General features: G+C 69.0%; 16 protein-coding genes. 3 read left to right on the plus strand and 13 right to left on the minus strand.

What is annotated here, in order from left to right; all coding sequences use genetic code 11:
* Positions 1-32 precede the first annotated feature (32 nt).
* The 6 genes from prcA to arc form a co-directional block, all read right to left on the minus strand.
* Positions 33-794, minus strand: coding sequence for a proteasome subunit alpha (prcA, locus tag ACWCPI_RS20960; protein ID WP_388806844.1), 762 nt, complete (start codon positions 792-794; stop codon positions 33-35).
* 63 nt (positions 795-857) lie between these two features.
* On the minus strand, positions 858-1,703 hold the full coding sequence (gene prcB, locus ACWCPI_RS20965; RefSeq protein ID WP_451039522.1) for a proteasome subunit beta: 846 nt from the start codon (positions 1,701-1,703) through the stop codon (positions 858-860).
* Entirely contained in the window at positions 1,655-2,260 is a 606-nt protein-coding gene (locus ACWCPI_RS20970; protein WP_451039523.1) for an endonuclease VII domain-containing protein, read from the minus strand. Before ACWCPI_RS20970 ends, prcB begins: the two co-directional genes overlap by 49 nt.
* 50 nt (positions 2,261-2,310) lie before the next feature.
* The gene (locus ACWCPI_RS20975) at positions 2,311-2,529 is read right to left on the minus strand and encodes a ubiquitin-like protein Pup (RefSeq protein ID WP_019757212.1); all 219 of its coding nucleotides are present in this window, start codon (positions 2,527-2,529) and stop codon (positions 2,311-2,313) included.
* A 200-nt stretch (positions 2,530-2,729) separates the two neighbouring features.
* On the minus strand, positions 2,730-4,241 hold the full coding sequence (dop, locus tag ACWCPI_RS20980; protein ID WP_451039524.1) for a depupylase/deamidase Dop: 1,512 nt from the start codon (positions 4,239-4,241) through the stop codon (positions 2,730-2,732).
* Positions 4,242-4,463: 222 nt separating this feature from the next.
* The gene (gene arc, locus ACWCPI_RS20985; RefSeq protein ID WP_451039525.1) at positions 4,464-6,230 is read right to left on the minus strand and encodes a proteasome ATPase; all 1,767 of its coding nucleotides are present in this window, start codon (positions 6,228-6,230) and stop codon (positions 4,464-4,466) included.
* Between the two features lie 245 nt (positions 6,231-6,475).
* Between arc and ACWCPI_RS20990 the strand changes: the two genes are divergently transcribed.
* A complete protein-coding gene (locus ACWCPI_RS20990) occupies positions 6,476-6,781 on the plus strand; it encodes a ferredoxin (protein ID WP_451039526.1) in 306 nt (101 codons plus the stop codon).
* Between the two features lie 58 nt (positions 6,782-6,839).
* Here the strand turns inward: ACWCPI_RS20990 and ACWCPI_RS20995 are convergent, their stop codons facing one another.
* From ACWCPI_RS20995 to ACWCPI_RS21005, 3 genes are all read right to left on the minus strand, one after another.
* Positions 6,840-7,418, minus strand: a complete 579-nt coding sequence (locus ACWCPI_RS20995) for a hypothetical protein (RefSeq protein WP_451039527.1) — start codon at positions 7,416-7,418, stop codon at positions 6,840-6,842.
* A 273-nt stretch (positions 7,419-7,691) separates the two neighbouring features.
* A complete protein-coding gene (locus tag ACWCPI_RS21000) occupies positions 7,692-8,594 on the minus strand; it encodes a tRNA (adenine-N1)-methyltransferase (RefSeq protein WP_302001929.1) in 903 nt (300 codons plus the stop codon).
* 59 nt (positions 8,595-8,653) lie between these two features.
* Positions 8,654-10,339 carry a site-2 protease family protein gene (locus ACWCPI_RS21005; protein ID WP_451039557.1) on the minus strand — a complete coding sequence of 562 codons (1,686 nt, stop codon included), beginning with the start codon at positions 10,337-10,339 and terminating at the stop codon, positions 8,654-8,656.
* A 336-nt stretch (positions 10,340-10,675) separates the two neighbouring features.
* Here ACWCPI_RS21005 and ACWCPI_RS21010 point away from each other — a divergent pair, with 336 nt between their 5' ends.
* Positions 10,676-11,677, plus strand: a complete 1,002-nt coding sequence (locus ACWCPI_RS21010) for a RecB family exonuclease (RefSeq protein WP_451039528.1) — start codon at positions 10,676-10,678, stop codon at positions 11,675-11,677.
* Between the two features lie 14 nt (positions 11,678-11,691).
* Complete coding sequence (locus ACWCPI_RS21015) at positions 11,692-12,363, plus strand: response regulator (protein ID WP_020141342.1); 672 nt, start codon at positions 11,692-11,694, stop codon at positions 12,361-12,363.
* A 121-nt stretch (positions 12,364-12,484) separates the two neighbouring features.
* On the opposite strand, the gene ACWCPI_RS21020 is transcribed toward ACWCPI_RS21015, so the two are convergent.
* The 4 genes from ACWCPI_RS21020 to metH form a co-directional block, all read right to left on the minus strand.
* Positions 12,485-14,065, minus strand: coding sequence for an ABC transporter substrate-binding protein (locus ACWCPI_RS21020; RefSeq protein ID WP_451039529.1), 1,581 nt, complete (start codon positions 14,063-14,065; stop codon positions 12,485-12,487).
* A 99-nt stretch (positions 14,066-14,164) separates the two neighbouring features.
* Complete coding sequence (locus ACWCPI_RS21025) at positions 14,165-15,769, minus strand: ABC transporter substrate-binding protein (RefSeq protein WP_451039530.1); 1,605 nt, start codon at positions 15,767-15,769, stop codon at positions 14,165-14,167.
* A 444-nt stretch (positions 15,770-16,213) separates the two neighbouring features.
* Complete coding sequence (locus ACWCPI_RS21030) at positions 16,214-16,909, minus strand: HAD family hydrolase (protein ID WP_451039531.1); 696 nt, start codon at positions 16,907-16,909, stop codon at positions 16,214-16,216.
* A gap of 182 nt (positions 16,910-17,091) precedes the next feature.
* Positions 17,092-20,607: a methionine synthase gene (gene metH, locus ACWCPI_RS21035; protein ID WP_451039532.1), complete on the minus strand. Its 3,516-nt coding sequence runs from the start codon at positions 20,605-20,607 to the stop codon at positions 17,092-17,094.
* Between the last annotated feature and the right edge of the window lie 2 nt (positions 20,608-20,609).

Here is a 20,609-nt window from a genome sequence, read left to right on the forward strand (position 1 = left end):
CCGGGGCACAGCAAGGACAGGACGAAGCAGAACTACTCCTCGGACCCCTCGGAGTCCTCCGCCCCGTCGGCGCTCTCGGCCTCCGTCGAGGCTCCGTCCGCCTCCAGCAACCGCGCCAGCTGACGACCGACGATGCGCTTGAACTTGCGGGACTGCGGACGCGTACGATCCAGCACCGCGACCTCCAGCCGCTCCGCGGGGATCTCCCGCTGCGTGCCGTTCGTGTCACGGGACAGAGCCTGCACGGCGAGCTTGAGGGCGTCGGCCAGACTCATACCGTCCTGATGACGCTGGTCCAGGTAGCTGCTGATCTGCTCGGCGTTACCACCCACCGCGACCGAACCGTGCTCGTCCACGATCGAGCCGTCGTGCGGCAGCCGGTAGATCTGGTCGCCCTCCGGCGTCTCGCCGACCTCCGCGACGACCAGCTCCACCTCGTACGGCTTCTCACCCGCCGACGAGAAGATCGTGCCCAGCGTCTGGGCGTAGACGTTGGCCAGACCACGGGCGGTGACATCATCGCGGTCATAGGTGTAGCCACGAAGATCGGCGTACCGCACTCCACCGATCCGCAAATTCTCGTACTCGTTGTACTTGCCGGCCGCCGCGAAGCCGATCCGGTCGTAGATCTCGCTGAACTTGTGCAGCGCACGGGACGGATTCTCGCCGATGAAGACAATGCCATCGGCGTACTGCAGCACGACCAGGCTGCGGCCGCGCGCGATGCCCTTGCGGGCGAACTCCGCGCGGTCGGTCATCGCCTGCTGAGGTGAGACATAGAACGGCGTCGACACCGGTTATCCGTCCCTTTCTGTCGAAGTCAAAGGATCACCTTGATAAGGCCGAACCGTCGCCGCCTACAGCAGCGCGGCCCGCGGGCCGTCGGGCTGCTCCAGGCGCCGCTCCAGGATCGAACGGGCGATCTCGGAGGACTCGTCGTCGCCGAGCCGGCGGAAACCGTCCTCGGTGATCACGGTGACGATCGGGTAGATCCGGCGGGCGACATCGGGACCGGCGGTCGCCGAGTCGTCGTCAGCCGCGTCGTACAGGGCCTGCACCACGAGCGTCGTGGCCTCGGCCTCGCTCAGGTCCGCACGGAACAGCTTCTTCATCGCGCCGCGCGCGAAGATCGAACCGGAACCGGTGGCCGCATAACCGTGCTCCTCGGAACGACCACCCGTGACGTCGTAGGAGAAGATCCGACCCTTGTCGCGGTCCACGTCGTACCCGGCGAACAACGGCACCACCGCCAGCCCCTGCATCGCCATGCCCAGGTTCGACCTGATCATGGTCGACAACCGGTTCGCCTTGCCCTCCAGCGACAGCTGCGCGCCCTCGACCTTCTCGAAGTGCTCCAGCTCCAGCTGGAAGAGCTTCACCATCTCGATGGCGAGACCGGCGGTGCCGGCGATACCGACGGCCGAGTACTCGTCCGCCGGGAAGACCTTCTCCATGTCGCGCTGCGCGATGACGTTGCCCATGGTGGCCCGCCGGTCACCGGCCAGCACGACGCCTCCGGGGAACGTCACCGCCACGATGGTCGTGCCGTGCGGCGCCTCGATCACCCCCTGCACCGGCGGCAGTTGGCGATTCCCCGGCAGCAGCCGAGGCTGGTGCTCGGAGAGGAAGTCCATGAACGAGGACGACCCAGGCGTCAGGAAGGCAGCTGGTAGACGCCCGGTGCTACGAGTGTTGGCTTCCACGCGATTCCTTCCACATAAGCAGCAGCCCGCCTTGTGACATCGGGCCGATCCTTGAACTGCCCCAGTGCGGCGTTGCAGCTGAAGCACAGTACGCCACGGACCCTACCCGTCTCGTGGCAGTGATCCACATGCGCGGGCACAGCCGCCAAACATATGCAGCGGACGCCGCCTTGAGAGGCAACCAATTCGTCGCGCTCCGCTTCGGTGATGCCGTACTGGCGCTTCAGATGGTCCTGCCGACCCTGGATGGCCCGGCACGCCTTGCACCGCGTCGACAGACCGTCGGATGCAGTGGCGTTGCGATGCCACTCGCTGTGCGGCTTGACCTCACCGCACGTCCGACAGAGCTTGTGCCCGGCCGGCACGTCCACCTTCTCCCGTACCGACTTCCCCACGGCTTCCCGGCGGCGCCGGTAGTGCGCTGCGCTGTACTCCGCCACGCACTCCCGGCACCGCACCTGAAGGCCATCACGCCGGTTCTTGTCCCGTGCGAATGCCTGGGGAGGCAGGTCGCGCGTGCAGCCCGTGCACTGCTTCGCGCTCGGATCCCCAGCCACCCTCGCCCCCCGCTACCTTCGATTCGAAGCAAAAAGTGGCTCGAATTCCTTTACTGGCCACCCTTTTGCACGAATGAGCGCACGAAATCCTCGGCATTTTCCTCGAGTACGTCGTCGATCTCGTCCAGCACCGAGTCGACGTCGTCGCTCAGCTTCTCCTGCCGCTCCTTGAGGTCCTCCGAAGCCTGCGTCTCCGCCGCCTGCTCCTCGACCTCCTCCGTAGAGCGCGTGGCCTTCTGCTGTCCGCCGCCGGTGTCCTTGGTTGCCATATCCCTCACCCCGCTCAGTTCGCCCCGACATGGTCGACAGGTCGGCTTTCCTGCCGATCGGTGATGATCAGACCCTACAAGCCGGGTCTGACATCGGCCCCGCAGTTTCGGCAACGTACGGGGGCCATCTCGATGATTCCCGGACGCCGGGTTTTCCACCCTGCCGGGCCGGCGTCCGCCTCGCCCGGCACGAGTACCCCTCAGTTGCCCGACAGGACCCTGACCAGGTCTTCCGCGGTGCGGCAGCGGTCCAAGAGCTCCTTGACGTGATTTCGCGTTCCGCGAAGCGGTTCGAGGGTTGGGACCCGCTGGAGGGAGTCCCGGCCGGGCAGGTCGAAGATGACCGAGTCCCAGGAGGCCGCGGCGACGTCGTCGGCGTACTGCTCCAGGCAGCGTCCGCGGAAGTACGCGCGTGTGTCCTCCGGCGGCTTGGCCTTGGCCCGCTCGACCTCGTCCTCGCCCAGGAGCCGCTTCATACGGCCGCGGGCCGCCAGACGGTTGTACAGGCCCTTCTCGGGACGTACGTCGGCGTACTGGAGGTCGAGCAGGTGGAGCTTCGCGGCGTCCCAGTCGAGGTTGTCGCGGCGCCGGTAGCCCTCCATGAGCTCCCGCTTGGCGACCCAGTCCAGCTCGCCTGCGAGGCTCATCGGGTCGCGTTCGAGACGGTTGAGGGTGTCCTCCCAGCGGGACAGGATGTCCTTGGTCTGGTCGTCCGCGTCCGCGCCGAAGCGCTCCTCGACGTATTTGCGGGACAGCTCGAAGTACTCCATCTGGAGCTGGACCGCGGTGAGTGTGCGGCCGCTGCGCAGCGTGATCAGGCGCTGGAGCGACGGGTCGTGCGAGACCTGGTGCAGGGTGCGAACGGGCTGGTCGACGGCCAGGTCGACGGCGATGAAGCCGTCCTCGATCATCGACAGGACCAGGGCCGTGGTGCCGAGCTTGAGGTAGGTCGAGATCTCCGAGAGGTTCGCGTCGCCGATGATCACGTGCAGGCGGCGGTACTTCTCGGCGTCGGCGTGCGGCTCGTCGCGGGTGTTGATGATGGGGCGCTTGAGGGTCGTCTCAAGGCCCACCTCGACCTCGAAGTAGTCCGCTCGCTGGCTGAGCTGGAAGCCGTGCTCATGGCCGTCCTGGCCGATGCCTACGCGGCCGGCCCCGGCGAAGACCTGGCGGGAGACGAAGAAGGGCGTCAGGTGGCGCACGATGTCCGAGAAGGGGGTCTCCCGCTTCATCAGGTAGTTCTCGTGCGTGCCGTAGGAGGCGCCCTTGTTGTCGGTGTTGTTCTTGTAGAGATGGATGGGCTGGGCACCGGGGAGCTGGGCGGCGCGTTCGGCGGCCTCGGCCATGATCCGCTCGCCGGCCTTGTCCCACAGCACGGCGTCTCGTGGATTGGTGACCTCGGGCGCGCTGTATTCGGGGTGCGCGTGATCGACGTAGAGTCGCGCCCCGTTGGTGAGGATGACGTTGGCCAGGCCGATGTCCTCGTCGGTGAGCTGGCTGGCGTCGGCGGCCTCGCGGGCGAGGTCGAAGCCTCGCGCGTCGCGCAGCGGGTTCTCCTCCTCGAAGTCCCAGCGGGCCCGGCGGGCCCGGTGCATCGCCGCCGCGTAGGCGTTGACGATCTGGGATGAGGTGAGCATGGCATTGGCGTTGGGGTGGCCGGGGACGGAGATCCCGTACTCCGTCTCGATGCCCATTACTCGCCGTACGGTCATGCGGCCCTCCTTGCCCGGCGGCACCCTCGGTCGTGGGCGCCGCGCAGATACCGCTGGCGCTCGGTTGCGTGTGCGGTGCCCGTCCCCGCACTGCGCGACTCGGCGGTATGGAAGAGCCTAGAACGCCTCTGCGCTGGTGGGGAGATCATTTGCGTCATTGCCTCGCCTGAAAAACAGTGGGCTGCGGGTACCCGTCGAGGGCACCCGCAGCCGCCCTGTCTTTTACAGGTACTGACCGGTGTTGGCCACCGTGTCGATGGAGCGTCCGGTGTCCGCGCCCTGCTTTCCGGTGATGAGGGTGCGGATGTAGACGATCCGCTCGCCCTTCTTTCCGGAGATCCGGGCCCAGTCGTCCGGGTTGGTGGTGTTGGGCAGGTCCTCGTTCTCCTTGAACTCGTCCACGCAGGCCTGGAGGAGGTGGGAGACGCGCAGACCCTTCTGGTTGTGCTCCAGGAAGTCCTTGATCGCCATCTTCTTGGCGCGGCCCACGATGTTCTCGATCATGGCGCCGGAGTTGAAGTCCTTAAAGTAGAGGACTTCCTTGTCGCCGTTGGCGTAGGTGACTTCCAGGAAGCGGTTCTCCTCGGATTCGGCGTACATCTGCTCGACGGCGGTCTGGATCATGCTCTGGACCGTCATCGCCCTGTCGCCGCTGTGCTCCCCGAGGTCCTCGGAGTGCAGGGGCAGGCGCTCGGTGAGGTACTTGCCGAAGATGTCCTTGGCGGCCTCGGCGTCCGGACGCTCGATCTTGATCTTCACGTCCAGGCGGCCGGGGCGCAGGATGGCCGGGTCGATCATGTCCTCGCGGTTGGAGGCGCCGATGACGACCACGTTCTGCAGGCCTTCGACGCCGTCGATCTCGGCGAGCAGCTGGGGGACGATGGTGTTCTCCACGTCCGAGCTGACGCCGGAGCCCCGGGTACGGAAGAGGGATTCCATCTCGTCGAAGAAGACGATGACGGGTGTGCCTTCGCTGGCCTTCTCGCGTGCGCGCTGGAAGACCAGGCGAATCTGCCGCTCGGTCTCGCCGACGTACTTGTTGAGGAGCTCGGGGCCCTTGATGTTGAGGAAGAAGCTCTTGCCCTGGGCCTGGCCGGTGACCTCGGCGACCTTCTTGGCCAGCGAGTTGGCGACGGCCTTGGCGATGAGTGTCTTGCCGCATCCGGGGGGCCCGTACAGGAGGACGCCCTTGGGCGGCCGCAGTTCGTGCTCCTTGAACAGGTCGGGGTAGAGGTACGGGAGCTCGACGGCGTCGCGGATCATCTCGATCTGGTTGCCGAGGCCGCCGATGGATTCGTAGCCGATGTCCGGTACTTCTTCGAGAACGAGTTCCTCGACCTCGCTCTTGGGAACGATCTCGTAGACGTAGCCGGAGCGGGGTTCGAGCAGCAGGGCGTCTCCGGGACGGATGGTGACGCCCAGCAGCGGCTCGGCGAGCCGTACCACCCGTTCCTCGTCGGTGTGCCCGAGCACCAGCGCGCGTTCGCCGTCCTCAAGGATCTCCTTGAGGGTGACGATGTCGCCGACGCTCTCGAACTCCATGGCCTCGACCACGTTGAGCGCTTCGTTGAGCATGACTTCCTGGCCGCGCCTGAGGTCGTCGAGTTCGACGCTCGGGCTGACGTTCACGCGGAGTTTGCGGCCTCCGGTGAAGATGTCGGCGGTGCCGTCCTCGTTGGCCTGCAGGAAGACACCGAAGCCGGCCGGCGGCTGTGCGAGCCGGTCGACCTCCTCCTTGAGGGCCACGATCTGGTCGCGGGCCTCACGGAGCGTGTTGGCGAGTCGCTCGTTCTGGGCGGACACGCCGGCCAGGTTCGTCTGCAGCTCGACGATCCGCTCTTCGAGAATCCTCGTGTGTCGCGGAGAGTCGGCGAGCTTGCGTCGCAGGACGGCGATCTCCTGCTCAAGGTAGGCGATCTGCCCGGCCGGGTCGTCGGACCCTCGTCCCGGGCGGATGCCGCGGTTCATGTCGTCGTCGTGGGCTGCCACGGTCCTCACCTCCTCCAAGGGGAGCTGGACGCTTCCAGACCCTACCTGGGTGGGTGTCGATTGAAACCCCTAGATCACAAAGACTGTCGGGGTGTGTCCGATCTTCACCCTTGCGCTCTCCCTCACGCCAGGGGAATACCCACCGCACATGATTGGAACCCAGGCGGAGGTAGGGTCGAAGCGTTCAACACCCGTCAGAGCTGGCCAAATTCCCGTACGGCTCGGCGTAGGAAACGGCAGGAGAGATGAGCGTGGAGCAGACGGCCGGGGTCGAGGGTGAGGCACTGGAGGTCTGGATCGACCAGGATCTCTGTACTGGTGACGGCATCTGCGCCCAGTACGCGCCCGAGGTGTTCGAGCTGGACATCGACGGTCTGGCCTACGTGAAGAGCTCGACGGACGAGCTGCTGCAGGCCAAGGGGGCGACAACGCCCGTACCGTTGCCGCTTCTCACGGATGTGGTGGACTCGGCGAAGGAGTGTCCGGGCGAGTGCATCCACGTACGTCGTGTTTCGGACAAGGTCGAGGTGTACGGTCCGGACGCGGAGTGACCTTGCCTATACGGGGTGTTACTACTGTCTGATTTCTCACATGTGCCGGTGGCATGGGTCACACGCGTTGGGCGCCGGCGGGTGTGGACCGGACGAACGCGCCGTTCTCCCACTGCCATTTCGCGCTGTCCTTCACGTCCGGGCAGCAGCGGGGTACGTCGTCCGAGGAGTAGCTGAGCAGGCCGGCGAGGACGGCTCCGTCCCGGACCGTGAGGTCACTGACGGTGATGCTGTCCTTCGGGTTGACGAGGGTCGCGACGACGCGTGGGGTGGCCGTCTCGGCGCCCTGGGTGAGGACGTACACGCCGTCGGGCGGGGTGCCCATGGGCGCGTCGCAGTGCACGACCGCGACCGTCTCCGGGTTGCCGTCGCCGTCGAGGTCGCCGGTCGCCTTCTTCACCACGACCGCCTTCACCGGGCCGCATTCGAGACGGAAGTCGACGCGTGCGGGGTCGGGGGGTGCCGCCGCCGCGGGGTTGTTCTTCGCGTCGGTGGCGGGCGCTTGGGCCGCTGTCGCCGCATCGGGCTGCAGGACGGAGGAGAGGGCCACGACTCCGGCGAGGGCTGTGGCGGTGGCGAGCCAGTGGATCGGGCGGGCGTGCGTGTGCGCCAGTTCCGGGACGGCGGGTTGCTGCACTAGGAGCGTCTCCTGTGAGGGCTGTGCCGGTGGGGTGCCCAGCATCGTGCCACACGTCACAGTGCGGGGGAACGGCGGGGTGTGGAGTTGCGGTGCCGAATATCCGTGGTCAGGGCGTACGGCGGTCGTACCGGTAGGCATGTCGTACCGGTGCGCGCGTGGTTGGGCCGGCTGTTGTTGCGGCGTCAACAGAAAGGCGCTGTGGTCGAGTTCCCGGGTGTCCCGGGGAACTCGACCACAGCGCTTGTACGTTGAACGTGGGACGAGACCGTCTCAGCGGCCGGCGCCACCGTCGGCGTTGGGGCCCTCGTAGTCCTCGCCGTAGGCACCCTTGGCGGGGCGGCGGCGGCGCATGGGCGGCTCGACGCCGTCCGCGAGGCGGCGGGCGGTGAGCAGGAAGCCGGTATGGCCGATCATCCGGTGGTCCGGGCGGACGGCGAGGCCCTCGATGTGCCAGTTGCGGATCATCGTCTCCCAGGCGGTCGGCTCGTTGAAGCAGCCGATCTCGCGGATGGACTCGACGGTCCGGGCGAGCTGGGTGGTGGTGGCGACGTAGCAGCAGACGATGCCGCCGGGGACGAGCGCCTTGGAGACGGCCTCCAGGCATTCCCAGGGGGCGAGCATGTCGAGGATGACGCGGTCGACGTCGGTGTCGCTCAGGTTGTCCTGGAGGTCGCCGACGGTGAGCTGCCAGGCGGGGTGGGGGCCGCCGAAGTAGCGCTCCACGTTCTGGCGGGCGATGTCGGCGAAGTCCTCGCGGCGCTCGTACGAGTGCAGCATGCCCTGGTCGCCGATGGCGCGCAGCAGGAAGCTGCTGAGCGAGCCGGAGCCGACGCCGGCCTCGACGACGCGTGCGCCGGGGAAGATGTCGGCGAAGGCGAGGATCTGCCCCGCGTCCTTCGGGTAGACGACGGCTGCCCCGCGGGGCATGGACAGGACGTAGTCGGGGAGCAGGGGGCGCAGCGCGAGGTAGGCGACGTTCCCGGTGGTGCGGACAACGCTGCCCTCGGGAGCGCCGATCAGTTCGTCGTGCGGGAAGGAACCCTTGTGGGTGTGGAAGTTCTTCCCGGCTTCGAGCGTGAACGTGTAGTGGCGGCCCTTGGGGTCGGTCAGCTGAACCTGGTCCCCGACCTTGAAGGGCCCGCGCCTGCGGGCGGCACCGGTCGGTTCGGACATGTGACCAGCCTACCGGGGTTTGTGGGGGCCGCCGACCACGTGTGGGTGCCCGCTGCTCGTCAGCTGGGGCGGGCCATGGCCTTCACGAAGGCCCGCTCCACGTCGGCCGCGGACAGGACGCCGTAGATCTCGCCGGTCTCCTCGACCACCAGGTACTCGGTGGCCGGGGTCGCCCGCAGGGCGTCGAGGAGTTCCTCGCCCGAGAGCTCCGCGGAGACCCGCATGCCGTCCGTGAGTTCCTGGGCGAGGCCGCTGACGGCGACCCAGGGGCGCCGGTGTTCCGGTACGCCGACGATGGCGGCCTCGCGGACGAGGGAGAGCGGGTGGCCGTCGGCGTCGACGACGACCAGGGCGCGGGCACCGGCGGCGTTGGCGCGGCGCAGGGCCTCGGAGAGGGGGGTGTCGCTCTCCACGGGGACGGCGCGGCGGGTGAGGGTGCGGGCGCGCAGCTCGGGGAGGTGTTCGCGCAGGCGGGCCACGCGCAGGCTGTTGCCGGCGCCGGTCCAGATGATCGCGGCGAGGATGGCGGCGAGCAGGGCGTCCATCACGGTGTCCATGCCGACGTTGTCCACGGCGTCGGCGCCGAGCGCGCCGGACTGGGTGAGCCACGGCAGCCCGATGAGGACGGAGACGGCGAGGGCCCGGCCGACCCAGGCGGCGGCGATGGTGCCGGCCATCGGTTTGCCGGTGACCTTCCAGACGACGGCGCGCAGCATGCGGCCGCCGTCGAGGGGCAGGCCGGGGAGCAGGTTGAACACGGCCACGATCAGGTTGGAGATCATCAGGCCGGCCAGCAGGACGCCGGGGACGGTGCCGGGTTCGACGGCCTGCATGGCGCCGTAGAAGACGCCGGCCAGGACGAGGGAGAGGAGCGGGCCGACGAAGGCGAGGACGAACTCGCGTCCGGGGGTCTCGGCTTCCTTCTCGATCTCCGAGACACCGCCGAAGAACTGCAGCTGGATGCGGCGCACGGGCAGCTTGAAGCGGAGGGCGGCGACCGTGTGGGCCAGCTCGTGGACCAGGACGGAGGCGTAGAAGGCGACCGCGAAGAACAGCGAGACGAGGTAGCGGGCGGCACCGAGTTCGGGCAGCACGCGGTCGAGTTGTCCGCCGAATACCCAGGTGATCAGGGCGGCCACGAGGAACCAGCTGGGCGCGACGTAGACGGGTACGCCGAAGGGCCGTCCCATCAGCAGACCGCCACGCGGCTCCGGGGGCCGGGGCGGCTGGCCCTGGGGGCCACCGTGCGCGAAGGTGCGGTCGGTGGGGGTGGGCTCTGGGTCGGTCGGGGCAGGCCCGGGCTCGGTGGGGGCTCGGCGGTCGGTGGCGGCGGCCCGGGGGTCGGCGACGGGGGCGGTCTCGTGGCTGTCGGCCGGCGTGCCCGGGCTCTGCGGCTGCTGCGCGGCGGGACGGTCGGCGGTGCCCTCGGACGGGGCCGGGCCGGGGGTGTGGGCCGGGCGGCCGGTGTCCTGGGCGACCGCGCGCGTGGCCGGTGAGTGGGCTTCGGCGGGTTCGTCTGCGTCCTGCCGGCCGGCGTCCGGCGTCTGCGGGTGGGAACCGTCGGCAGTGGATGCGGGGTGGTCGGCGGGCGAGGTGCCGGCCGGCGTACGGCGGCCGGCGGCGTCCGGGGTGTGCGCCGGGCCGTCGGTGTCGGCACGCCGCGCCTCGGCCGAGCCGTCCTCGGGGCGTGCGGGGGCGTCCGCGGCGGTGTCCTCGCCGGGCAGGTCCGGGCGCCGTACGACCATGGTGGGTTCGTCGGCCGGCGGTGTGGGGGCCTGGTCGGTGCCCGTGACCCGTCGGGGCGAGCCGGAGCGTGTGGGGCCGGGGGCCGGGGTCGCAGGTGTTGCGTGGCGCTCGGCCGATTCCTCGTCGCCGGACCGCGGCTGCCCGCTGCCGCTCTCGTCCACGGTGTCCCCTCGTTCGAAGCGTCTTCCGCACCTGCCGGGCGGAAGGGTCTCGGGTCGATGGTATGCGGCCGTCGCCACGCCTTTCTCCCCGGCACCCCTCTGTTTCCCCAGCTGCCGCGGCCGTAACGGCCACGGTTGGGTCACTGTCAGTGGCGGGCCGTATGGTCTGTGGTCATGGAGACGAGCACGGAGGGGGCCGCGGCGGACCGCGGCAGCGATGCCGCGCCGGCGGCGGACGAGTACCCGGCGGGGGCGGACGGCGCGGTGGCGACGGTCACGGCGGGTGAGGGCGGGGGCAAGGCGGCCGACGTGGCCGCTCCCCGGGTGATACCGCCGGCGTCGCTGTCCCCCTCTCGTGCCAGTGATTTCATGCAGTGTCCGCTGCTCTACCGGTTCCGGGTGATCGACCGGCTGCCCGAGAAGCCGAGCGCGGCGGCGACGAAGGGCACTCTGGTGCACGCGGTGCTGGAGCGGCTCTTCGACGCCCCGGCGGCCGAGCGGACCGCTCCGCGTGCCAAGTCGCTCATCCCCGGCCAGTGGGACCGGCTGCGGGAGAGCCGGCCGGAGCTGCTGGAGCTGTTCGCGGACGATCCCGAGGGCGAGCGGCTGGCGGCGTGGCTGGGTGAGGCGGAACGGCTCGTCGAGCGGTGGTTCGGTCTGGAGGACCCGACCCGGCTGGAGCCCGCCGAGCGCGAGCTGTTCGTCGAGGCCGAGCTGGATTCCGGGCTGCGGCTGCGCGGCATCATCGACCGGGTCGACGTGGCGTCGACGGGCGAGGTGCGGATCGTCGACTACAAGACGGGCAAGGCGCCGCGGCCTGAGTACGCCGAGGGCGCGCTGTTCCAGATGAAGTTCTACGCGCTGGTCGTGTGGCGGCTGAAGAACGTGATCCCGCGCCGCCTCCAGCTCGTCTACCTCGGCAGCGGTGACGTGCTGACGTACGACCCCGTGCTCGCGGACCTGGAGCGGGTCGAGCGCAAGCTGCTCGCGCTGTGGGAGGCGATCCGGCTGGCGACGGAGACGGGTGACTGGCGGCCCAGGCCGACCAAGCTGTGCGGCTGGTGCGACCACCAGGCGCACTGCCCGGAATTCGGCGGCACTCCCCCGCCCTATCCCCTGCCGGTGAGGGCGGCCGAGTCCGGTGGCGGCTCGCAGGGCAGAATGGGGCCGGACTAGCTAAGGAGACTTACGTGGCCATCCGCGTCCTATTGGTCGACGACCAGCCGCTGCTGCGTACCGGCTTCCGGATGATCCTGGAGGCGGAGCAGGACATCGCGGTCGTGGGCGAGGCCGGAGACGGCCTCCAGGCCCTCGACCAGGTGCGGGCCCTGCAGCCCGATGTGGTTCTGATGGACATCCGCATGCCCCGGATGGACGGTGTCGAGGCGACGCGGCAGATCACCGGGCCCGGGCGGGACGGTCCGGCGAAGGTGCTGGTGCTGACCACCTTCGATCTCGACGAGTACGTGGTGGAGGCGCTGAGGGCGGGTGCCAGCGGCTTCCTGCTGAAGGACGCCCCGGCCAACGAGCTGGTGCAGGCGATCCGTGTGGTCGCCGCCGGCGAGGCGATGCTCGCGCCGAGCATCACCCGTCGGCTGCTCGACAAGTACGCGACCCATCTGCCCTCCGGCGACGAGCCCGTGCCGGACACCCTGCACACGCTGACCGACCGCGAGGTGGAGGTGCTGAAGCTGGTGGCGCGGGGCCTGTCCAACGCGGAGATCGCAGCGGACCTGTTCGTCAGCGAGACCACCGTCAAGACGCATGTGGGGCATGTGCTGACCAAGTTGGGGCTGCGTGACCGGGTGCAGGCGGCGGTGTACGCGTACGAGAGCGGGCTGGTGCGCCCGGGCGCGCAGTAGGAGCGTGCGGCCGCTGCGCCTGGCCGGCGCCGGGTGACGGTGTCCACGACGAGACGAAGAGGGCGCCCCCTTCAGGAGAAGGGGGCGCCCTGTGTGCGTGTGGGGCCGGTTCGCCGGTCCGTCAGTCCTTGTCGAGCTCCCAGAAGCGGAACACGGTGGAGGCGTCGAGGCAGTACTCCAGGCCGTAGACGTTCTCGTGGACGACCGCGTACTGCTTGGCCTGCCAGACGGGCAGGACGGGCAGTTCCTTGGCCACGATGTCCTGGAGCTCGCCGAACTCGTCGTCCGTGGCGGAGCGGTCGCTCTCGGCGGCGGTGGTCGGGATGAGCGTGCCGGTGATCGAGTTGTTGCTGTAGTTGTTGCTCAGCACGTTGCCCTTGCCGAAGAAGGGGGCCGTGAAGTTGTCGGCGTCCGGGTAGTCCGGGATCCAGCCCTTCACGTACACGCCGTACTTGCCGGCGGCTATGTCCTTCTCGTACTGGTCGAACGCGACGGACTGCACGTCGGCGTCGAACAGGCCGCTGGCGTTGAGCTGCTCAGCGATCGTCTTCAGGGCCTGGTCGGTGGCGGGGCCGTAGCGGGACGGGGTGGACCAGAGGGTCAGCTTGACCTTGTCGGTGATGCCCTCGTCCCGCAGTGCCGCGGCGGCCTTGGCCTTGGAGGGCCGGGCGCCGTAGGTGTCGAAGAAGGCCGTGTTGTGACCGCCGATGCCCGCCGGGATGATCGAGTACAGCGGGGTCGCCGTGCCCTGGTAGACGTCCCGGATGACGGCGTCCCGGTCGATGAGGTGGGCGATCGCCTTGCGGACGCCGAGCTGGCCGGCGACCGGGTCGTCCATGTTGAAGACGAGGTGCTGGACCTCGGCGCTGCTGCCCTCGACGACCTCGACGCCGGCGTCACTGCCGGCCCTCTCGATGTCGGCGATGTCGCCGGCGGTGAGGCCTCGGTAGGCGATGTCGACCTCGTTGTCGAGGAGCGCCTTCTTCAGGGCTCCCTGGTCGCCGTGGAAGAACTTCAGCGTCACGCCGTCGTTCTGGACCTCGGCGGTGCCCTTGTAGTTCTCGTTGACGGAGAAGACGGCCTCGTCGTCGTCGAACTTGTCGAGCTTGTACGGGCCGGAGCCGACCGCGGCTCCGTCCTTGCGCAGGCCCTCCGCGTCGTACTGGTCCTCGTCGACGATGGAGCCGGCGCCGGAGGCGATCTTGCTGGGGAAGGTGGCGTCGGGGGTGTTGAGCCGGAAGACGACCGTCTTGTCGTCCGGCGTCTCCACCTTCTCCAGGGTGGGGAACATGACCGCGGGGCCGTCGGGGTCGTTGATCTTCAGCACGCGGTCGAAGGAGAACTTGACGTCCGCGGAGGTGAGTGCGTCACCGTTGCTGAACTTCAGGCCGTCCTTGAGGGTGCATTTGTAGACCGTGGCCTTCGCGTCGGAGAAGGCGCACTGCTCGGCGGCCTCGGGCTGCGGCTCGGTGGCTCCCTTGGGGAAGCTGAGCAGCGACTGGAAGACGTTGTTGAACAACAGCCAGGAGCCGGGGTCGTAGCCGGAGGCGGGGTCGGTGGCCAGGACGTCGTCGGACATCCCCATGACCACCGAGGTGCCGGAGCCCCCGGTATCGCCTGTCTCCGTTCCGCAGCCGGTCAGCAGGCCGGAGGCCAGCCCTGCCACGACGGGCAGAACTGGCCACTGGTTGCGCATGTTCACGTACGAGTGCCTTGTCGTCGGTTGTGAGGAACCCGGGTCTGGTCGTGGGCCCGGGCCAGTCCCGGCGCCCAGGGCCTGGGTGCCGGGATCGGAGAGACGTCAGCCGCTCACGCCACGGCCGAGCTCCCACAGCTGAAGAGAGGAGGACGAGTTGAGCACGTACGCCGTGCCCGTGACGTCGTCGCCCGCGGCGACGTACTGCTTGCCCTGCCACAGGGGCAGCACGGGCACGTCGTTCGCGACGATGTCCTGGATGTCCGTCAGGCTGTCGGCCGCGGCCAGGCGGTCGGCCGCGCGGCGGGACTCCGGGATGAGGGTGTTGCGGATCGCGCTGTTGGTGTACGGCGAGCCGAGGAAGTTGTCCTTGTCGAGGAAGGGCGCGAGGTAGTTGTCGGCGTCCGGGAAGTCCGGGAACCAGCCCATCCCGTAGACCTCGTACGCGCCCTTCTGCTCGGCGGGGCGGAACGTGGCCCAGGGGGTGCCCTTGATGCTCACGTCGAACAGGCCGCTGTCGTTGAGCTGCTTGCGCAGCAGCTCGAACTCCTTCTTCGTGGCGGGGCCGTAGTGGTCGGTGGTGTAGTGCAGCGTCAGCTTCACGGGAGTGGTGACTCCGGCCTTCTCCAGCATGGCCTTGGCCTTGGCGACGCTCGGGTCGCCGTACCTGTTGAAGAACGCGTTGGAATGGCCCGTGATGCTGGCGGGGACCAGCGAGTACAGCGGTTCGGCCTGGGAGCCGTAGACCTTGGAGACGAGTTCGCCGCGGTTGACGACCTGGGCCATGGCCTGGCGGACGGCCTTGGTGCGCACGGACGGGTCGTTGGTGTTGAAGGCCAGGTAGCGGATCTCCAGGCCGGACATGTCGACGAGGTCCACGCTGTCGTCGGAGTCGGACGAGAGCTTGTCGATCTGCTCGGGCGACATGGTGCGGGTCATCAGGTCGATGTCGCCGTTGTCCAGGGCGGCGCCCATGGCGTCGGCGTCCGCGAAGTTGCGCAGCTCCACCTTGTCGTTGTTCACCTCCAGACTCCCCTTGTACTCGGGGTTCTTGGTGAACACGGCGGAGACGAGCCGGTCGTCCTCGACCTCGGCCTTGAGGGTGTACGGGCCGGAGCCGTCGACCTCGAAGCCGTCGCGCAGCCTGTCCTTGGCGTAGGTGTCCGGGTCGACGATGCCCGCGACCGGGGTGGACAGCTTGAACGGGAAGGTGGCGTCGGCGGTCCTGAGGTGGAAGATGACCTCGCGGTCGCCCTTGGTCTCGACGGTGTCGATGGTGGACAGCAGGGCGAAGACGCCGCTGTCGGCCTTGAGGGAGCGGGCGCGGTCGATGGAGTACTTCACGTCGGCCGCGGTCACGGGGTCGCCGTTCGCGAACTTCAGGCCCTCGCGCAGGGTGCAGGCGTAACGTTCGTTGCCGCTGTCGGTGAAGCCGCAGCTCTGGGCCGCCTCGGGCACGGGGTTGCCCTCGCCGCGCGGCTGGATCATCAGGGTCTGCACGGTCTGGCGCAGGATGTTCCAGGTGCCGACGTCGTAGGCGTAGGCGGGGTCGAGGGGCGCGGGAGCGTCCTTCGAGACAGTGAACGCGTCCGTGGTGCCGACGACGATCGCGTCGCCGCTGTCGCCGCCGCCGTCGGTTCCGCCGCAGGCGGCGAGAACCGGCGCGAGCAGGCCGATGACGGCCGGCAGCACCAAGGTCTTGCGGTTCATGCTCGGGTTTCTCCAGCTGTCGACTCCGTGTACCCGGCATGCAGGGGTGGCGCAGCGGATCACGGGGTAAGTGCGATGTTCTCGCGACGAGGTTAGTCCGCGCGCACAGGAGGGTTCACAACCACCGGAGTTGAGGTCCCCTCACGGAGCGGAACCGGTCGCGGACTCAACGAAAAACTGACAGTGGAAGGATTAGTGCACCGGTCCATCAATCGGGACACAAAGGAGCACGGGAAGCCCCTCCGGGAGGGGTGGAAGCCCGTCTCGGAGGATCCGGCGAGCCCGATTCGAGTGGTGAACGTCACAAACTGAACGTTCTTGGTACCGCCGGAATTCAGCCACGCCGGTCGTTCGAATTCCTTTCGGAATTTCCCGCGCTATCGATGTTGCACGCTGCGTGAACATCGGGCGCATTTCCGTGGTGGCGGCGTTGCTCGGAGCTTGTCATGCCGCCATCAGGCCGCGCAGAAAAGCAAGATCGACCTCCTCCAGCGAGGTCACCACGGTGCGCCGGGCGGCCGGGGTGATGGGCGCCACCGACGGCACCGCCACCACATGACAGCCCGCGGCCTCGGCCGCCGCCACACCGGTCGCCGTGTCCTCGACGACGGCGCAGCGCGCCGGCTCCGCACCGAGACCGGCCGCGGCCAGCAGGTACGGGTCCGGGTGCGGCTTGGTGCGCGGCACCTCGTCGCCGGCCACGGTGAGCGCGAAGTGCTGCGGGCCGAGCGAGGTGAGCACACGGTCGATGATGCGCCGGTGCGAGGCGGAGACCAGGGCCGTCGGGATCTCGTACGCGGCCAGCTCGGCCAGCAGCCGGGCGGCCCCCGGCATCAGCGGCAGGGTGCGGTCGATGCGGTCCTCGAAGCCCTGGTTGAGCAGTACCGTCAGCTCGGCGAGGGAGATGTCGGCGCCGGTCGCCTCGATCAGGAACCCCGCGCTGCGGGTCATGGGGCCGCCGACCACGACATGGCGCCAGGAGTCGTCCAGGGCGTGCCCGAGGCCGGCGAACACCTCGACCTCGACGTCCCACCAGAAACCCTCGGTGTCCACCAGGGTTCCGTCCATGTCGAGCAGCACGGCTTGCAGGGCCGAGCCCTCGGCCGTGCGGGTTACGGGCGCGGGGACCGTGCTGGTCATCCACATACCTCCTTGAAGGGACGATCAGGCCGGTTCCCCAGAGAGGAACCGGCCTGCGGTGGACCGACCAGTGTACGTCCGTCCCGGGCGAAGCGCCTCGTTTATCCGGCGTGGCCCGGGGCACATCCTCTGTACCGCCAGGGGCCGCTGCGACGTGCGCCGATACGGCCCGGGAAGGTCCGTCAGCGGGCGTTGAAGTACTTCGCCTCGGGGTGGTGGATCACGATCGCGTCGGTGGACTGCTCCGGGTGCAGCTGGAACTCCTCCGACAGGTGGACGCCGATGCGCTCCGGCTGGAGCAGGTCGGCGATCTTGGACCGGTCCTCCAGGTTCGGGCAGGCGCCGTAGCCGAGGGAGAAGCGGGCCCCCCGGTACTTCAGGGCGAACATGTCCTCGATCTCGGACGGGTCCTCCCCGGCGAAGCCCAGTTCCGAGCGCACGCGCGCGTGCCAGTACTCGGCGAGCGCCTCCGCCAGCTGCACGGACAGGCCGTGCAGCTCCAGGTAGTCGCGGTAGGAGTTCGACTCGAACAGCCGGGCCGTCTCCTCACCGATCCGGGAGCCCACGGTGACCACCTGGAGGCCGACGACGTCGGTCTCGCCCGACTCCTGCGGCCGGAAGAAGTCGGCGAGGCACAGGCGGCGCCCGCGGCGCTGGCGCGGGAAGGTGAAGCGGGTGCGTTCGTTGCCGTGCTCGTCCAGGAGGATCAGGTCGTCGTCCTTGGAGACACACGGGAAGTAGCCGTAGACGACGGCAGCTTCGAGCAGGTTCTCCGTCTGGAGCCGGTCGAGCAGGCCGCGCAGTCGCGGGCGGCCCTCGGTCTCGACGAGTTCCTGGTACGACGGGCCGTCTCCGGTGCGGGCCTCCTTCAGGCCCCACTGGCCCTTGAAGAGGGCGCCCTCGTCGAGCCAGGACGCGTACTCCTTGAGCTGGATGCCCTTGATGACGCGGGTGCCCCAGAACGGCGGCTCGGGGACCGGGTTGTCGGTGGCGACGTCGGAACGGACGCCGCCCTCCTCGGGCCGCTCCTCGACCACGGCAGCCGAAGTGGCCCGCACCCGGCGCTGTTTGAGCTCGGGCAGCTTGGCGCCGGGCACGCCCCGCTTGACCCCGATCAGGGCGTCCATCAGGCGCAGACCCTCGAAGGCGTCGCGGGCGTAGCGGACTTCGCCCTCGTAGATCTCGTGCAGATCCTGCTCGACGTACGCGCGCGTGAGGGCGGCGCCGCCGAGGATGACCGGGAAGTTCGCCGCCAGGCCGCGCTGGTTGAGCTCCTCCAGGTTCTCCTTCATGATCACCGTGGACTTCACCAGGAGCCCGGACATGCCGATGACGTCGGCCTTGTGCTCCTCGGCGGCCTCCAGGATCGCCGAGACGGGCTGCTTGATGCCCAGATTGACCACGTTGTAGCCGTTGTTGGACAGGATGATGTCCACGAGGTTCTTGCCGATGTCGTGCACGTCGCCGCGCACGGTGGCCAGCACGATGGTGCCCTTGCCGTCGGCGTCGGACTTCTCCATGTGCGGTTCGAGGTAGGCCACGGCGGCCTTCATCACCTCGGCGGACTGGAGCACGAACGGCAGCTGCATCTGGCCGGAGCCGAACAGCTCGCCGACGACCTTCATGCCGTCCAGGAGGGTGTTGTTGACGATGTCGAGCGCGGGGGTGTCCTGGAGCGCCTCGTCCAGGTCGGCCTCCAGGCCGTTGCGCTCGCCGTCGATGATGCGACGCTTGAGACGCTCCTGAAGCGGCAGCGCGGCCAGTTCCTCGGCCTTGCCCGCCTTCAGCGACTTGGCGGTGGCGCCCTCGAACAGGGCCATCAGCTTCTGCAGCGGGTCGTAACCCTCGCTGCGGCGGTCGTAGATGAGGTCGAGGGCGGTGGTCACCTCCTCCTCGCTGAAGCGGGCGATGGGCAGGATCTTCGACGCGTGGACGATCGCCGAGTCCAGGCCCGCCTTGACGCACTCGTCGAGGAAGACGGAGTTGAGCAGGATGCGGGCGGCCGGGTTGAGGCCGAAGGAGATGTTCGACAGGCCCAGGGTGGTCTGGACGTCCGGGTGGCGGCGCTTGAGTTCGCGGATCGCCTCGATGGTGGCGATGCCGTCCTTGCGGGACTCCTCCTGACCGGTGCAGATGGTGAAGGTCAGGGTGTCGATGAGGATGTCCGACTCGTGGATGCCCCAGTTGGTCGTCAGGTCCTCGATCAGCCGCTCGGCGATCTCGACCTTCTTCTGCGGGGTGCGGGCCTGGCCCTCCTCGTCGATGGTCAACGCGATCAGGGCGGCGCCGTGCTCCCGCGCGAGCGCGGTGACGCGGGCGAAGCGGGACTCCGGGCCGTCGCCGTCCTCGTAGTTGACGGAGTTGATGACCGCCCGGCCGCCGAGCTTCTCCAGGCCGGCCTGGATGACGTCGACCTCGGTGGAGTCCAGCACGATCGGCAGCGTGGAGGCGGTGGCGAAGCGACCGGCGAGCTCCTCCATGTCGGCGACGCCGTCGCGGCCGACGTAGTCCACGCACAGGTCGAGCATGTGCGCGCCCTCGCGGATCTGCTCGCGGGCCATCTCCACACAGTCGTCCCAGCGGCCCGCCAGCATCGCCTCGCGGAACTTCTTCGAGCCGTTGGCGTTGGTGCGCTCGCCGATGGCCAGGTAGGAGGTGTCCTGGCGGAACGGGACGGTCTGGTAGAGGGAGGCGGCGCCCGGCTCGGGCTGCGGCCGGCGCTCCACGGGCGTGGCTCCGCGCAGCCGCTCCACGAGCTGCCTGAGGTGCTCGGGGGTCGTGCCGCAGCAGCCGCCGATGAGGTTCAGGCCGTAGTCCCGTACGAAGTTCTCCTGGGCGTCGGCCAGGCCCTCGGGGTCGAGCGGGAAGTGGGCGCCGTCCTTGGTGAGGATCGGCAGGCCGGCGTTCGGCATGCACAGCAGCGGGGTGCGCGAGTGCCGCGCGAGGTAGCGCAGGTGCTCGCTCATCTCGGCGGGGCCGGTCGAGCAGTTCAGGCCGATCATGTCGATGCCGAGGGGCTCCAGCGCGGTGAGCGCGGCGCCGATCTCGGAGCCCAGCAGCATGGTGCCGGTCGTCTCGAAGGCCATCGACACCAGCAGCGGAACCTCGGTTCCGGTCGCCTCCATCGCACGCCGGGCACCGAGGATCGACGACTTGGTCTGCAGGAGGTCCTGGGTGGTCTCCACGATCAGGGCGTCCGCGCCTCCGGCGAGCAGGCCCTCGGCGTTCGCCTGGAAGCCGTCGCGCAGCGTGCCGTAGCCGATGTGGCCCAGGGTCGGCAGCTTCGTACCCGGGCCGATGGAGCCCAGCACCCAGCGCTGGCGGCCGTCGCGGGCGCCGAACGCGTCGGCCGCCTCGCGGGCGATACGGGCGCCCGCCTCGGACAGCTCGTACACCCGGTCGGCGATGTCGTACTCGGCCATGGCCGAGTGGTTGGCGCCGAAGGTGTTGGTCTCGACGCAGTCCACACCCGACTCGAAGTACGCCTCGTGGACGGAGCGGACGATGTCGGGCCGGGTGAGGTTGAGGATCTCGTTGCAGCCCTCGAGGTTCTCGAAGTCCTCAAGGGTGGGCTCCTGGGCCTGCAACATGGTGCCCATCGCTCCGTCGGCCACCACCACACGGGTGGCGAGCGCCTCGCGGAGGGCGGACACACGGGTCCGGCTGTCGGCTGAAGGGGTCGGTGGCAACGAGGCCATGA

It is taken from the genome of Streptomyces sp. NPDC001920 (assembly GCF_053594495.1).